The following is a 15,436-nucleotide window of genomic DNA, read 5'->3' on the forward strand; positions in this document are numbered from 1 at the left end:
CCGTCGAAGGGCGGAACGGCCCGAGCCATGTACGACTTCCGGCCACGAGAGCATTCCCACGGCACGGAAGTCCCGCTGTCGGGAGGCGGACCGCGTGAACAGGGAGCCGTCCCCCGGGGGGCGTACCGGGATTGAGCGACCGATCCGGGCGGGTAACCCCTTGTCAGCACATCCACCAGAATCCGTTCCGCGCAGGGGTGTTGGAGGTGGGTGTGCTGCACGTGCTGCGTCTGTGCGCCCTTGTGGGGGCGTCGCGTCCGAGTCACCCTGGCAAGCGCTGAGAACGGGGAAAAGGTGACCTCTCAGCAACCCAACGCACGGCTCGCGGGGCTTCTTGAGGAGGCGGGATGGAACGCGACCCAGCTCGCCCACGCCATCTCGTCGGTCGCGTCGGATCACGGTCACGACCTGCCCCTGCACCGCTCGACGGTGACGCGCTGGCTCGCGGGCACCCGTCCTCGTCCGCCCCTGCCCGCCTACCTTCTGGAGGCGCTCGCCCGGCGCCTCGGCAGACCTCTGTCGGCCGGCGACGCCGGTCTGACCCGAGCCCCCACACGTATACCGGACTGGTCCTGGGAGGCACACCCCGTGCAGCATCTGGCCAAGCTCACCCACAGCCAACTGGACCCCGGCCGGGGGAAGATCCAGGGCGCGGACGTCTACAGCCTCGCCGCACTGGCCGTCCCGAACTGGGAAGAGCTTCTCGCGCGGAGCACGGCGCGCCGCGCCGGGGTCATCGCCGGACGCCGCGTGGGACAGGCGGAGGTGGAGGCGCTGAAGAGCATGACCGTCTTCTTCGCCGCCTCGACCGGAACCTTCGGCGGCGGGCACGCCCGCACCGCGCTCACCACCTACCTCGCCGACGACGTCACGCCCTGGCTCCTCGCCGACGCCGGCGACCAGGTGCACAGACAACTCCTCACCCAGGCGGCCCAGCTGACCATTCTCCTGGGCAACATGTGCGCCGACGACGAGGCCGACGCCCTGGCCCAGCACTACCACCGCACGGCCGCCCACCTCGCGGCGGAGGCCGAGGATCCGCACACCTACACTGTCGCCCTCAGAGCGCTCGCCTCGCACGCGCTGGAACTCGGGCACACGCAGCCCTCGCTCGTCCTGACCGAACAGGCCGCCGCGACCGCGACCCGCCACTCCTCGCCGCTGACCCAGTCCTTCGCCCAGTCCCAACTGGCCCTGGCGCACGCGCGACTTCAGGACCGCCCCCGGGCGCTCCTCGCCCTGCACAACGCGGAGGTCCTCCACAGCCAGGCGGACCAGAACGCGGCCGACCCCTTCGACAGCTATCCGACCGCGGCCCTGTACTTCCAGCGGGCCCGGACGCTGACGGCGCTGAGGGACCACCGGGCGGCCGGCCGGGCCTTCCACGCCTCCCTGCGCACCCGCGCCCCGCAGGCACGGCGGGCGAGGGCGCTGACCACAGCCCTCCTGGCCGAGTCGCAACTCCTCCAGGGGAACCTGGAAGAGTCACTCACCACCTGGAAGCGGTTCCTCAGCGACTACCCCGGCCTTCGCTCAGCCCGCGCCACCGCCTCCCTGACCACCATGCGTCAGGTACTGCGGCCCCACAGCACCCACCCCGACGTGGCACTCCTGACAGAGGAGGCCGCGTCCCTGTGAGACCGGGCCCCCGCACCCCGGGCACGGTTCCTGTCGGTTCTCCTCGGTCTCACCGGCGGTGACGCTCGAACTCGCGGCGCGTGGAGCCCGGTTCACGGGACTCAGCGCAAAAGGATCATCCATGGCTGGTGTTTAGCCTGTCCCCTCGCCGCCCTCCCGTGCACGGACGACGAGTGGGGTACGTGTTCACCCGGAGAATCGTTCCGGTCCGGCCATTTGACCGGGGCGCCAACGGGGGTGGCCGGTCGATTCGGAGCGCGGTGACCGCACAAGATCCCGCACACACGAAAAACTCCCAGCCCGGACGAGTCCGTACTGGGAGTTCTGTGAAGCCGACCGGGGCGATCGTGTGAATCGCCTCTGGTGTCCGAGGGGGGACTTGAACCCCCACGCCCGATAAAGGGCACTAGCACCTCAAGCTAGCGCGTCTGCCATTCCGCCACCCGGACGAGTGGTCGAAGCTCGGCGTTTCCGCCGGGCGACGTAGTGAACGATACCAGGGCCCGGGGGTGCTCTTCACCCGCATATCCCATGGTCCGGGGCGCACCGGGGCCGGTGCGGGGGCGGTGGTGGCGGCACCGTACGCTCCTGCGGGACGCGGTGGAGCGTACGGTGCCGGGGCCGGCCCGCGCCTACGCGGCCTTCGGCTGCTGGGAGATCCGGACCGTGTTGCCCGAGGGGTCGCGGAACGCGCAGTCGCGGGGGCCCCAGGGCTGGTCGATGGGCTCCTGGAGCACTTCGGCGCCCGCCTCCCGTACCTTCTCGAAGGTCGCGTCGACATCGTCGGTGCTGAAGACGATCTGGGTCAGGACGCCCTTGGTGAGCAGTTCCTGGAGGGCGTCGCCGTCGGCCTGGGAGCGGCCGGCGTGCGGCTCCGAGAGAACGATCTCCAGGCCGGGCTGGGTCGGGCTGCCGAGGGTGACCCAGCGGAAGCCGCCCGAGGCGACGTCGTTGCGGACCTCCAGGCCGAGCGCGTCACGGTAGAAGGTGAGCGCCTCGTCGGGGTCGTTGACAGTGATGTGGGAGTACTGGAGTGCGATGGTCATGGGATCAACGCTAGGCGGCGGGTTCGGGGTCCGCTTCTTGGATCCTGCTCGGTGTCTCCCGGGTCGGCCGGGTGAGGACCTTCGCCAGACAGGCGGGCATCGCGGTGACGGCCCCGTGCTCGCGGGCGGCGTACGCGCTCGGCGTCTCGCCCAGGATCTCGGTGAAGCGGGAGCTGAAGGAGCCGAGGGAGGTACAGCCGACCGCCATGCACGCGTCGGTCACGCTCGTGCCCGCGCGCAGCAGCGCCATCGCGCGCTCGATGCGGCGGGTCATGAGATAGCTGTAGGGCGTCTCGCCGTAGGCCGCGCGGAACCGCCGCGAGAAGTGCGCGGGCGACATGAGCGCGTGGCGGGCCATCGTGGGGACGTCGAGCGGACGCGCGTAGTCGCGGTCGATCAGGTCCCGTGCCCGGCGCAGGTGCGCGAGGTTGGCGAGCTCCTTCGGGTCCATGAGTACGAGGCTAGCAGCTGGCCTGACCTGCGATAACGCCAGTGGTATGAGAGGAATCGGCCGAGGAGGGGTTCCGAGCGACCTCAGCCGATTCCGGCTCATGGTGAGGGTGGTGGCGGGGTTGGGCCCACCGTCACGGCATCAGGTGGTAGTCCGGGAAGTTGCCCGGCGGACGCTCCCCGTCGGGGCCGTTGGTGACCGCCTTCACGAGCAGTTCGCCGCCGACGAAGGCACCCCGCCAGGAGGAGCCGAAGCCGCCGAAGAGCTCGTCGCGGTCGCCGCGGGAACGCGGCCGGCCGTGGCCGACCTTGAAGGCGCGGATCTGCGGGGACAGACGGGCGTACGTCTCCGGGTCGTCGGTCGCCAGGGTGGCGGCCAGCGCGCCGTTGGAGGCGTTCATGGCCGCGAGGAGCTCCGCCTCGGTGTCGACCAGGACGATGGTGTCCACCGGCCCGAACGGCTCCGCGTGGTGCAGCGGCGAGGACGGCGGCGGGTTGAGCAGCGTCACCGGCGCCAGATACGCGGAGGTGTCCTGACCGGGCAGGAAACGCCCGTCCGCGAGCGATCCGTGGTGGATGGGGACCGCGCCGCGGTCGATGGCCTCGGCGACCTGGTCGTCCAGCTCCTTGGCCTTGGCGGCGTTGATGAGCGGGCCGAAGTCCAGTTCGGGCAGCGGATCGTCCGGGTGCTCGACGGCCAGTGGGTGGCCGAGCCGGATGGAGCGTACGGCGGGCAGATAGGCCCCGAGGAAGTCGGCGAAGAGCGAGCGCTGCACGACGAAGCGCGGGTACGCGGTGCACCGCTGCTTGCCGTAGTCGAACAGCTTGGGGATGACGGCGGTGAGCGCGTCCCAGTCGGAGTGGTTCCAGACGCCCCAGGTGTTCAGGCCCTCCTGTTCGAGGATGTGGCGCTTGCCGAGGTCGGCGACGGTGGTGGCGATGCGCGCGCCGGTGTCCCGGCCTCCCACGAAGGAGACACAGCCGATCTCCGGGGAGCGGACCAGCGCCTCGGAGAGTTCCCCGCCGCTGCCGCTGACCAGGGTGAAGGGCAGCCCCTCGCGGACGGCGAGCGCGGCGGCCAGGGTGAGGCAGGCGACGCCGCCGTCGGTGGGCGCCTTGGCGATCACCGCGTTGCCGGCGAGGGCCTGGACGAGCATGGCGTGGACCAGCACGGACATGGGGTAGTTCCAGCTGGCGATGTTGGAGACCGGGCCGGGCAGCGGGGAGCGGCCCTCCAGCATGGGCTCGACGCCGTCCACGTACCAGCGCACGCCGTCGATCGCGCGGTCGACGTCGGCCTGGGCGAGCCGCCAGGGCTTGCCGATCTCCCAGACGAGGAGGAGGGCGAGCAGCTCGCGGTGCTCGGTCAGGGCGTCGAGGGTGGCGCCGACGCGGGCACGGCGCTCGGCGAGCGGGACGTGCCGCCAGGCCCGGTGCTGGTCGAGGGAGGCGCGTACGGCCTGCTGGGCGGCCTCGGCGTCGAGCCGCGGCGGCCCGACGAGGGGGCTGCCGTCGACGGCGCTGTAGGCGGGGAGGGTACGGCCGCCGGACTGCCAGGAGGCGTCCCAGAGGTTGAGGACGTGGTCCTCCCTGAAGGCCTCGGGAGCGATGGCGAGGCTCTGCTGCCAGGCGTCGGACCACGCGGTGCCCGGCTTGAGGATGAGGGTGGGTGCCATTGAGGGTTCTCCGCTCGAAAGGGGGCGGGAGTTGCATGGCTCGGGGACGGTGTTCCGGACGAGGTGCACGAGTCGTCCGGTGCGGGCGGGTGGTGCGGGGTGGACGGTTGTGGGCGGGCGGTTGTGGGCGGGCGGTGCGCCGGGGAGCCGTTCCGCTCCCCGGCGTCGGACGGACCCGACGGACCCGCCTGCCCGAGGCGCTTCGGGCCCGGCGCATGAGCGCCTGGGCGTCCGCGTTCACGTTCACGTACACGGACGGGCCGGGCGCCGGACCGGCGCCCGCCCTCCCGAGGCGGGAAGGCGGATCGCGCGGCCCGTCACGCGTACGCCGGACCGGCGCGTCCGCCCCCACGACGGCGGGGGCGGAACGCGCGTCGTCCCGGACGCGCAGACGGGCCGCGGAACCGTCGGACGGCGCCGACGGATGCCGGGAAGGCGTGTCAGGCGCTGACCGCGATGCGGTCGAGCACCAGACGGGCGGTCTCCGAAGGCGTCGAGCCGACGCGGACGCCGACCGCTTCGAGCGCCTTCTTCTTCGCCTCCGCCGTGCCCGACGAGCCCGAGACGATCGCGCCGGCGTGGCCCATCGTCTTGCCCTCGGGCGCGGTGAAGCCGGCGATGTAGCCGACCACCGGCTTTGTCACATGCTCGGCGATGTAGGCCGCCGCACGCTCCTCCGCGTCACCGCCGATCTCACCGATGAGCACGATGAGTTCGGTGTCGGGGTCGGCCTCGAACGCCGCGAGACAGTCGATGTGCGTCGTGCCGACGACGGGGTCTCCCCCGATGCCGACCGCGGACGAGAAGCCGATCTCGCGCAGTTCGTACATCAACTGGTACGTCAGCGTGCCCGACTTGGAGACCAGTCCGATCTTGCCGGGCTTGGTCGCGATGTCCGCCGGGATGATGCCGGCGTTGGACTGTCCGGGGCTGATGAGCCCGGGGCAGTTGGGCCCGATGATCCGGGTGGCACTGTTTCCAGCGTACGCCTGGAAGACGACCGCGTCATGGACGGGAATGCCCTCGGTGATCACGACGGCGAGCCCGATGCCCGCGTCGACGGCCTCCAGGACCGCGGCCTTCGCGAACGGTGGCGGCACGAAGACGACGGTGACGTCCGCGCCGGTCGCCGCCATCCCGTCGGCGACGGTGCCGAACACGGGGACGGCCCGGCCGTCGAAGTCGACGCTGCGGCCCGCCTTGCGCGGGTTGACGCCGCCGACGACGTCGGTCCCGGCCTCCAGCATCCTGCGGGTGTGCTTCATGCCCTCGGCACCGGTCATGCCCTGGACGAGGACCTTGCTCTCCTTGGTCAGGAAAATCGCCATGGTCTCTTCTCCCTCTTGTCCGTTGTCCGCTTTGTTGGCGCTGTCCCTGGGCTCAACCGGCGTTCGCGAGTACGGCGGCCTGGCGGGCGGCGCCGTCCATCGTCGTGACCTGCTCCACGAGGGGATGAGCGCGGTGGTCGAGGATGGCGCGGCCCCGCGCGGCGCTGTTGCCGTCGAGACGTACGACGAGCGGCTTGGTCAACCGGACTGATTCCAGGGCCTGGACGATGCCTTCGGCGACGGCGTCGCAGGCCGTGATGCCGCCGAAGACGTTGACGAACACGGACTTGACATCGGGGTCGGACAGGATGACGGAGAGTCCGTCGGCCATCACCTGCGCCGAGGCGCCGCCGCCGATGTCGAGGAAGTTGGCGGGCCGGGCGCCGCAGCCGGCGACGACGTCGAGGGTCGACATGACGAGCCCCGCGCCGTTGCCGATGATGCCGACCTCGCCGTCGAGCTTGACGTAGTTGAGGCCCTTGGCGGCCGCCGCCGTCTCCAGCGGGTCGGCGCCCGGGTCCCGCTGGTCGTCGCCCCAACGGCTGCGGCGGAACTCGGCGTTGTCGTCCAGGGTCACTTTTCCGTCAAGTGCGAGGATGCGGCCCTCCGTCGTCCGGACGAGCGGGTTGACCTCGACGAGCAGGGCGTCCTCCTTGGTCAGGACCTGCCAGAGCGCTTCGAGTACGGGGGCGGTCTCCGGGGGCAGCTTGGCCGCCTCCGCGATCTCCGCCGCCTTGGCCGCCGTGACGCCCTCGGCCGGGTCGACCGGTATCCGGGCCACCGCATCGGGGCGGGTCGCCGCCACCTCCTCGATCTCCATACCGCCCTCGGCGGACGCGATCGCGAGGAAGGTCCCCGCGGCGCGGTCGAGCACGTAACTGACGTAGAACTCGGTCTCGATGTCCACCGGTTGGGCCACCATCACCGTGCGGACGATGTGGCCCTTGATGTCCATCCCGAGGATCTGGCGAGCGGTCAGTTCCGCGGCGGCCGGATCGGCCGCGAGCTTCACCCCGCCGGCCTTGCCCCGGCCTCCGGTCTTCACCTGTGCCTTGACGACGACCCGGCCGCCGAGCCGTTCGGCCGCGAGCGCGGCCTCCCTGGCGAACTCGACGGTCTCGGCCTCCGGCACGGCGATGCCGTACTCCGCGAACAGGTCTCTGGCTTGGTGCTCGTACAGATCCATGCCGGCTCCCACTGCAACAGAAAGGAATGAAAGTGCCGCACGCCCCCTGGACACCACCCACCGAATGCGGGATAACAAGCTTCATACAGTATTCGTCGACTGTATGCAATCCATCGCGGGAGCACTCGGGAGCACCCCCAAGAGCCCCCGGCTCCCCTACGAAGGGACAGGACAACCTCATGCCCGACGACAGCCAGGAACTCATCTCCGGTGGTCATCTGGTCGCCAAGGCACTCAAGGCAGAAGGTGTCGAGGTCATCTACACCCTCTGCGGCGGCCACATCATCGACATCTACGACGGCTGCGTCGACGAGGGCATCGAAGTCGTCGACGTACGTCACGAGCAGGTCGCCGCCCACGCCGCCGACGGTTACGCGCGCATCACCGGCAAGCCCGGCTGCGCCGTCGTCACCGCCGGACCGGGCACGACCGACGCCGTCACCGGTGTCGCCAACGCGTTCCGTGCCGAGTCACCCATGCTGCTCATCGGCGGCCAGGGCGCGCTCACCCAGCACAAGATGGGTTCGCTCCAGGACCTGCCGCACGTGGACATGATGACGCCGATCACCAAGTTCGCGGCGACCGTCCCCGACACGGCCCGCGCGGCCGACATGGTCTCCATGGCCTTCCGTGAGTGCTACAACGGCGCTCCCGGCCCGTCCTTCCTGGAGATTCCGCGCGATGTCCTCGACGCGAAGGTCCCGGCCGACAAAGCACGCGTACCCAAGGCCGGCCAGTACCGGGCCTCGACCCGTTCGGCCGGTGACCCCGCGGCCATCGAGAAGCTCGCCGATCTGCTCGTGCACGCCGAGAAGCCGGCGATCCTGCTCGGCAGCCAGGTGTGGACCACACGGGCCACGGACGACGCGATCGAGCTCGTCCGGACGCTGAACGTACCGGCCTACATGAACGGTGCGGGGCGAGGCACCCTGCCTCCCGGCGACCCGCACCACTTCCAGCTCTCCCGCCGCTACGCCTTCACCAACGCCGACCTCATCATCATCGTCGGCACCCCCTTCGACTTCCGGATGGGTTACGGCAAGCGGCTCTCGCCCGACGCGACGGTCGTCCAGATCGACCTCGACTACCGGACGGTCGGCAAGAACCGCGACATCGACCTCGGGATCGTCGGCGACGCCGGCCTCGTCCTGAAGTCGGTCACCGAGGCGGCGAGCGGCCGGATCAACGGCGGCTCCGTCAAGCGCAAGGCATGGCTGGAAGAGCTGCGGGCCGCCGAGCAGACGGCGATCGAGAAGCGACTGCCCTCGCTCAAGAAGGACACCTCGCCGATCCACCCCTACCGGCTGGTCAGCGAGATCAACGAATTCCTCACCGAGGACTCGATCTACATCGGCGACGGCGGCGACATCGTCACCTTCTCCGGCCAGGTCGTGCAGCCCAAGTCGCCGGGCCACTGGATGGACCCGGGTCCGCTCGGCACGCTCGGCGTCGGTGTCCCCTTCGTCCTCGCGGCGAAGAAGGCACGGCCCGACAAGGAGGTCGTGGCGCTCTTCGGCGACGGCGCGTTCTCCCTGACGGGCTGGGACTTCGAGACCCTCGTCCGCTACAACCTGCCGTTCGTGGGCATCGTCGGCAACAACTCGTCGATGAACCAGATCCGTTACGGCCAGAAGGCCAAGTACGGCGACGAGCGCGAGCGCGTCGGCAACACCCTCGGCGACGTCCACTACGACAAGTTCGCCCAGATGCTGGGCGGTTACGGCGAAGAGGTCAGGGACCCGGCCGACATCGCGCCCGCGCTCCAGCGGGCCCGTGAGTCCGGACTGCCCTCGCTGATCAACGTCTGGGTCGACCCCGACGCGTACGCCCCCGGAACCATGAACCAGACCATGTACAAGTAAGGGAGGCCATGATGACCCAGGCTGTTGAAGCCCCGGAGAACTCCCCCGACGCCCCGGGCACCCAGGCACTGTCCGGCGTCCGTGTCCTCGACATGACGCATGTGCAGTCCGGCCCCTCGGCGACCCAGATGCTCGCCTGGCTCGGCGCGGACGTGGTGAAGGTGGAGGCGCCGACCGGCGACATCACCCGCAAGCAGCTGCGCGACGTCCCCGACGTCGACTCGCTCTACTTCACGATGCTCAACTGCAACAAGCGCAGCGTCACGCTCAACACCAAGAGCGAGCGCGGCAAGGAGATCCTGACCGAGCTCATCCGCCGCTCGGACGTGATGGTCGAGAACTTCGGCCCCGGCGCGGTCGACCGGATGGGATTCACCTGGGAGAAGATCCAGGAGATCAACCCGCGGATCGTCTACGCCTCGATCAAGGGCTTCGGCGAAGGCCCGTACACCAACTTCAAGGCGTACGAGGTCGTCGCCCAGGCGATGGGCGGCTCGATGTCGACCACCGGCTTCGAGGACGGCCCGCCGCTGGCGACGGGCTCGCAGATCGGCGACTCCGGCACCGGCATGCACGCGGTGGCCGCCATCCTGGCGGCGCTCTACCAGCGGACCGCCACCGGGCGCGGGCAGCGCGTGAACGTCGCGATGCAGCACGCCGTGCTCAACCTCTGCCGGGTCAAGCTCCGTGACCAGCAGCGCCTTTCGCACGGCCCGCTCGCCGAGTACCCGAACGACGACTTCGGCGACGCGGTCCCGCGCTCGGGCAACGCCAGCGGCGGCGGTCAGCCGGGCTGGGCCGTCAAGTGCGCGCCCGGCGGCCCGAACGACTACGTGTACGTGATCGTGCAGCCGGTCGGCTGGAAGCCCGTCAGCGAGCTGATCGGCCGGCCCGAACTGGCCGACGACCCGGACTGGGCGACTCCCGAGGCCCGCCTCACCAAGCTGGGCAAGATGTTCCAGCTCATCGAGGAGTGGACCGCGACCCTTCCCAAGTGGGAGGTGCTGGAGAAGCTCAACGCGCACAACATCCCGTGCGGCCCGATCCTCTCCACCAAGGAGATCATCGAGGACCCCTCGCTCGCGGCCAACGAGATGGTCGTCGAGGTCGAGCACCCGCAGCGCGGGAGTTTCACCACGGTCGGGAGCCCGCTGAAGCTCTCCGACTCCCCCGTCCACATCACCGCGTCCCCGCTGCTCGGTGAGCACAACGCGGAGGTGTACGTCGGCGAGCTCGGTCTCGGCGACGAGGAACTGCGCCTGTTGAAGACGAACGGAGTCATCTAGTGGCGGACAGCCATGCGTTCAAGCCCGACAAGGACAACGTCGACGCGATCATCAAGGCCGCCCTCGCACAGGGGCGTACGTCGCTGACGGCGCCCGAGGGCAAGGCGATCACCGACGCGTACGGGATCCCGACGCCGGGCGAGGCGCTCGCGGAGTCGGCCGACGACGCCGTGGCCGTGGCCGCGCGGATCGGTTTCCCGGTCGCGATGAAGATCGTGTCGCCGGAGATCCTGCACAAGACGGACGCGGGCGGCGTGCAGATCGGCGTCGGCTCGGCGGCCGAGGTGCGGGCGGCCTTCACCTCGATCGTGTCCAACGCGCGGGCGTACGACCCGAACGCGCAGATCCTCGGTGTGCAGGTGCAGCAGATGGTGCCCTCGGGCACCGAGATCCTGATCGGTACGGTCACCGACCCCACCTTCGGCAAGGTCGTGGCGTTCGGTCTGGGCGGTGTCCTGGTGGAGGTCCTGAAGGACGTCACCTTCCGGCTCGCGCCGGCCACCAAGGACGAGGCGCTGTCCATGCTGGACGGCATCCGGGCCGCGGAGATCCTGCGCGGCGTACGGGGCGGCGCGGCGGTCGACCGCGACGCGCTGGCCGATCTCGTGGTGCGGGTCTCGGAGTTGGCCGCCGACTTCCCCAACATCGCGGAGGTGGACCTCAACCCGGTCTTCGCCTCGGCGGACGGGGTCATGGCGGCCGACGTACGGATCCTGCTCACCGACGAGGTGCCGGTCCCCCGGCGTACCTACTCGCGCGAGGAGATCCTCACCTCCATGCGCCGGCTCATGGAGCCGCGTTCGGTGGCGGTCATCGGTGCCTCCAACGAGGACGGCAAGATCGGCAATTCGGTCATGCGGAACCTCATCGACGGAGGTTTCGCGGGCGAGATCTATCCGGTCAATCCCAAAGCCGATGACATTCTCGGCCGCAAGGCGTACAAGAGCGTGATGGATGTTCCCGGTGAGCCTGACGTGGCGATATTCGCGATCCCCGCGAAGTTCGTCGCCACCGCGCTCACCGAGGTCGGCCGCAAGAACATCCCCAACGCGGTCCTGATCCCGTCGGGCTTCGCCGAGACCGGCGAGCACGAACTCCAGCAGCAGATCGTCACGATCGCGGAGGAGAGCGGGATCCGGCTGCTCGGGCCGAACATCTACGGCTACTACTCCACCTGGCAGGACCTCTGCGCCACGTTCTGCACCCCGTACGACGTCAAGGGCGGCGTGGCGCTGACCTCGCAGTCCGGCGGAATCGGGATGGCGATCCTCGGCTTCGCGAGGACCACCAGGACCGGTGTGTCGGCCATCGTCGGACTGGGCAACAAGTCGGACCTCGACGAGGACGACCTGCTGACCTGGTTCGGTGAGGACGACAACACCGACTGCATCGCCATGCACCTGGAGGACCTCAAGGACGGACGCGCCTTCGTCGCGGCGGCGCGCGCGACCGTGCCGAAGAAGCCCGTCGTGGTCCTCAAGGCCGGGCGTACGGCGGCGGGCGCCGCGGCGGCGGGCTCGCACACCGGGGCCCTCGCGGGCGACGACGCGGTGTACGACGACATCCTGCGGCAGTCCGGCGTCATCAGGGCGCCCGGGCTCGGGGAGATGCTGGAGTTCGCGCGCGGACTGCCCGTACTCCCCACCCCCAAGGGCGACAACGTCGTGATCATCACGGGCGCCGGCGGGTCGGGTGTGCTGCTGTCGGACGCGATCGTCGACAACGGCCTGTCGCTGATGGAGATACCGCCGGACCTGGACGAGGCGTTCCGCGCCTTCATCCCGCCCTTCGGGGCGGCGGGCAACCCGGTGGACATCACGGGCGGCGAGCCGCCGTCCACGTACGAGGCCACGATCCGGCTCGGGCTGGAGGATCCCCGGATCCACTCGCTCGTCCTCGGCTACTGGCACACGATCGTCACCCCGCCGATGGTCTTCGCCGAGCTGACGGCGCGGGTGGTGGCCGAGTTCAGGGAACGCGGCATCGAGAAGCCGGTGGTGGCCTCGCTCGCGGGCGACGTCGAGGTGGAGGCCGCGTGCCAGTACCTCTACGAACGGGGCGTCGTGGCGTACCCGTACACCACCGAGAAGCCGGTCGAGGTGCTCGGCGCGAAGTACCGCTGGGCGCGGGCCGCGGGGCTGCTGTGAGCACCGGGCAGCGGCCGTACACCGGCCGGGGTCCGGGGGTCGTCCCCCGGGACGACACAGCCGCCGGGCACGCGCGGCGGGGCTCCTGTGACCGCCGTGACACAAGGCTCGGATCTGTGGGGAGGCGCCGGATGAGCTGACGGTGCGACCCAGGGGGCCTGTGGATTCCGCTCATCGCAGGCCCCCCGCACGAAGAGAACGGACAGGGGGCGCTGGCCTGACTTCTTCGACGCAAGGGGTTCGATCGAAAATGGCGACAACTGACATCTCCACATCCGTCCCCTATCAGGAGGTGACCGACCGGAACGGCCGTGTCTACCGGATCGGCCAGTCCGATCGGCAGATCATGGGGCGGCCGCGCTGGACGATGGTGCTCTTCCCCTGGATCGGGATGATGGGGATCAGCTCCTCGGAGTACGCGTTCACGGCGGCCGAGGACACGCTCCACACGGCACACGCGTGGAGCAGCGGGCACATCTTCTGGCTGATGGGTGTCTGGATCTTCTTCCAGGCGGCCGTGGCCTTCCCCGCGGGGCAGCTCCGTGAGAGCGGCAAGCTGCCCGCCCGCTACGCGATGATGCTGGGCGCGCTCGGCACGCTGCTGGGCTACCTCTCCCTGGCCTACGCGCCGCACGTCATCGTGGCGTACATAGGTTTCGGTATGTTCAGCGGTATCGGCGCCGGTCTCGTCTACGCGACCTGCGTCAACATGGTCGGCAAGTGGTATCCGGAGCGCAAGGGAGGCAAGACCGGCCTCGTCAACGGCGGTTTCGCCTACGGCTCGGTGCCCTTCGTCTTCCTGTTCACCTCGTACATGGACCTCAGCAACTACGAGACGGTGCTCGTCTTCGTCGGTGTGATCTGCTGCGCGATGGTCGCGATCTCCGGATGGTTCTTCAAGGACCCGCCGAAGTTCTGGTGGCCCGAGGGCGCCGACCCGCTGAAGGTCTCGGACGACCCGAGGATCCGGCGCGCGCTGGAGAAGAACCCGCCGGCCGTCCGGCAGTACACACCGAAGGAAGCGGCACGGGTCCCGGTCCTGTGGATGATGTGGTTCTGCCTTCTCTGCACGGCGGGCATCAACATCTTCGGTATCGCGATGCAGGTGCCGTTCGGCAAGGAGATGGGCTTCGCCGGCGGGATCGTGGCCACGGCCATGTCGCTGAAGGCCATCGTCAACGGCACCGGGCGCGGTGTCATCGGCTGGATCTCCGACAAGTACGGACGCCGTCAGACACTGATCTTCGTCTGCATCGTCCTCGGCCTGTCCCAGTTCGGTGTGCTGGCCTCCGGATCCGCGGGCAGTATGCCGCTGTTCCTGGTCTGCTCGATGATCTCCGGCTTCGGCGGCGGCGCGATCTTCCCGCTGTTCGCGGCCATGACGGCGGACTACTTCGGCGAGAACAACAACGCGTCGAACTACGGCATGGTCTACAGCTCCAAGCTCATCTCCGGCCTCGTCGGCGCCGGTGTGGGTGGAGTCGTGGTGAGCAACTGGGGTTACAACACGGCGTTCGTCATCGCCGGTAGCGTCGGACTGTTCTCGGCGTGCCTGGCGACCTTCCTGAAGGCTCCGGGCAGGCCGGACATCAAGAAGATCCAGGCGAATCCGAACCCGATCGGGCGGGAGGACGCCTGAGCGGATCCGGATCCCGGGAACGCGAACACATGCACGAGGCCCCCTGTGCGGCTCCGGAAGGAGTCGTACAGGGGGCCTCGTCACGCCTGGGTCAGCGGCGCTTCTCGCGCAGCGAGTGCAGGTGGTCCGCCGACTTCTGGGCGAACAGGATCGAGTCGACCGGGTTGTCGTGCTCGGCCTGCCAGTGGTGGTCCCTGCGGCCGTTGTGGGTCTTGTTCACGGACGAGATGAACCTCTTGTAGTCGATGTCGCCGTCGCCGACGTCGACCATGTCGTAACCGTCGCGCGCCTCCTCGTTCTTCACGCCGTCCTTGACGTGGAAGAGCGGGTAGCGGTCGGGCTGCTTGAGCACGTAGCGCAGCGGGTCGAACGGAGCGGGCTTGCCGTCACCGGTCTTGCTGAAGCGGTGCACGGCGCAGTAGGCCCAGTAGATGTCCATCTCCAGGTAGACCAGCTTGGGGTCGGTCTCCGCGAGCAGCACGTCGTAGAGACGGACGCCGGGCCGGTCGCTGGCGAAGGAGAACTCCTCGGCGTGGTTGTGCTGGTAGAACTTCATGCCGCGCTTGCGGGCGGCGGCGCCGTAGGTGTTGAAGTCCTCGGCCGCCCGCTTCCAGGCGTCGACGGTGTCGCCGTGCCGGAAGGGGCCGGAGGCGGTGCCGATGTGGTCCAGGCCGAGCGCCTGGGCGTCGTCCAGGACCTTCTCCAGGTTCTGGGCGAAGCTGTACGCGTCCGGGTTGTTGTCGTCGGCGTAGTTGACGTGGCTGCCGATCGGGCGCAGACCGTGGTCCCGGGCCAGCTTGCGGAGCTGGGGGATGGTGATGGCGCCCGCGCTGCCCTGGGTGTAGCCCGCGTACTCGATCTCGTCGTAGCCGAAGCGCTCCAGCTCCTCGAAGACCTTCGCGAAGCCGAGCGAGTTGACCTTGTCACGCAGCGAGTAGAGCTGGATGCCGAGGTGGCCCGGGGTGAGGACGGGCTCGGTCTTTCCGTGCCCGTGGCCGTGGCCATGGCCGTGCCCGTGACCGTGACCCCGGCCCCGGTCGGTGGCGGCGGCGGGGGTCGCCGCCGCCATGCCGAGGATCGCGGCGGCGCCGGTGCCCGCGGCCACCCCCAGCATGTTGCGCCGGCTGAGCTTGGCTGCGAGCTCCGGGTCGACTGACTTCTTGCGGCTCATGCGTGGA

11 protein-coding genes and 1 tRNA gene are annotated in these 15,436 nt (G+C 69.6%); 5 read left to right on the forward strand and 7 right to left on the reverse strand.

Annotation, left to right across the window (positions count from 1 at the left end; genetic code table 11):
- The first annotated feature begins 294 nt into the window (after positions 1 to 294).
- Positions 295 to 1,638, forward strand: a complete 1,344-nt coding sequence (locus ACFWU9_RS11300) for a hypothetical protein (protein WP_384316626.1) — start codon at positions 295 to 297, stop codon at positions 1,636 to 1,638.
- 361 nt (positions 1,639 to 1,999) lie between these two features.
- Here ACFWU9_RS11300 and ACFWU9_RS11305 read toward each other — a convergent pair.
- The 6 genes from ACFWU9_RS11305 to sucC all read right to left on the reverse strand — a co-directional run bounded on the left by ACFWU9_RS11305 (position 2,000) and on the right by sucC (position 7,324).
- A tRNA-Leu gene (locus tag ACFWU9_RS11305) sits at positions 2,000 to 2,087 on the reverse strand.
- A 183-nt stretch (positions 2,088 to 2,270) separates the two neighbouring features.
- Positions 2,271 to 2,684: a VOC family protein gene (locus ACFWU9_RS11310; protein WP_384316628.1), complete on the reverse strand. Its 414-nt coding sequence runs from the start codon at positions 2,682 to 2,684 to the stop codon at positions 2,271 to 2,273.
- 10 nt (positions 2,685 to 2,694) lie between these two features.
- The gene (locus tag ACFWU9_RS11315) at positions 2,695 to 3,135 is read right to left on the reverse strand and encodes a helix-turn-helix transcriptional regulator (RefSeq protein ID WP_384316630.1); all 441 of its coding nucleotides are present in this window, start codon (positions 3,133 to 3,135) and stop codon (positions 2,695 to 2,697) included.
- Between the two features lie 133 nt (positions 3,136 to 3,268).
- Positions 3,269 to 4,810, reverse strand: coding sequence for an aldehyde dehydrogenase family protein (locus tag ACFWU9_RS11320; RefSeq protein ID WP_384316632.1), 1,542 nt, complete (start codon positions 4,808 to 4,810; stop codon positions 3,269 to 3,271).
- 440 nt (positions 4,811 to 5,250) lie between these two features.
- On the reverse strand, positions 5,251 to 6,138 hold the full coding sequence (sucD, locus tag ACFWU9_RS11325) for a succinate--CoA ligase subunit alpha (protein ID WP_384316634.1): 888 nt from the start codon (positions 6,136 to 6,138) through the stop codon (positions 5,251 to 5,253).
- A gap of 52 nt (positions 6,139 to 6,190) precedes the next feature.
- Positions 6,191 to 7,324, reverse strand: a complete 1,134-nt coding sequence (gene sucC / locus ACFWU9_RS11330; protein WP_384316636.1) for an ADP-forming succinate--CoA ligase subunit beta — start codon at positions 7,322 to 7,324, stop codon at positions 6,191 to 6,193.
- 179 nt (positions 7,325 to 7,503) lie between these two features.
- On the opposite strand from sucC, the gene ACFWU9_RS11335 reads away from it, so the two are divergent.
- From ACFWU9_RS11335 to ACFWU9_RS11350, 4 genes are all read left to right on the forward strand, one after another.
- Positions 7,504 to 9,186, forward strand: a complete 1,683-nt coding sequence (locus ACFWU9_RS11335; RefSeq protein WP_384316638.1) for a thiamine pyrophosphate-binding protein — start codon at positions 7,504 to 7,506, stop codon at positions 9,184 to 9,186.
- Positions 9,187 to 9,197: 11 nt separating this feature from the next.
- Positions 9,198 to 10,472, forward strand: a complete 1,275-nt coding sequence (gene frc / locus ACFWU9_RS11340; protein ID WP_384316640.1) for a formyl-CoA transferase — start codon at positions 9,198 to 9,200, stop codon at positions 10,470 to 10,472.
- 47 nt (positions 10,473 to 10,519) lie between these two features.
- Positions 10,520 to 12,619 (forward strand): acetate--CoA ligase family protein, encoded by a 2,100-nt coding sequence (locus ACFWU9_RS11345; RefSeq protein WP_384316896.1) that lies wholly within the window; start codon positions 10,520 to 10,522, stop codon positions 12,617 to 12,619.
- 250 nt (positions 12,620 to 12,869) lie between these two features.
- Entirely contained in the window at positions 12,870 to 14,258 is a 1,389-nt protein-coding gene (locus ACFWU9_RS11350) for an OFA family MFS transporter (protein ID WP_384316642.1), read from the forward strand.
- A 91-nt stretch (positions 14,259 to 14,349) separates the two neighbouring features.
- Here ACFWU9_RS11350 and ACFWU9_RS11355 read toward each other — a convergent pair whose 3' ends face one another.
- The gene (locus ACFWU9_RS11355) at positions 14,350 to 15,429 is read right to left on the reverse strand and encodes a sugar phosphate isomerase/epimerase family protein (protein ID WP_384316644.1); all 1,080 of its coding nucleotides are present in this window, start codon (positions 15,427 to 15,429) and stop codon (positions 14,350 to 14,352) included.
- Between the last annotated feature and the right edge of the window lie 7 nt (positions 15,430 to 15,436).

Source organism: Streptomyces sp. NPDC058653 (genome assembly GCF_042716895.1).
GTDB lineage: Bacteria > Actinomycetota > Actinomycetes > Streptomycetales > Streptomycetaceae > Streptomyces.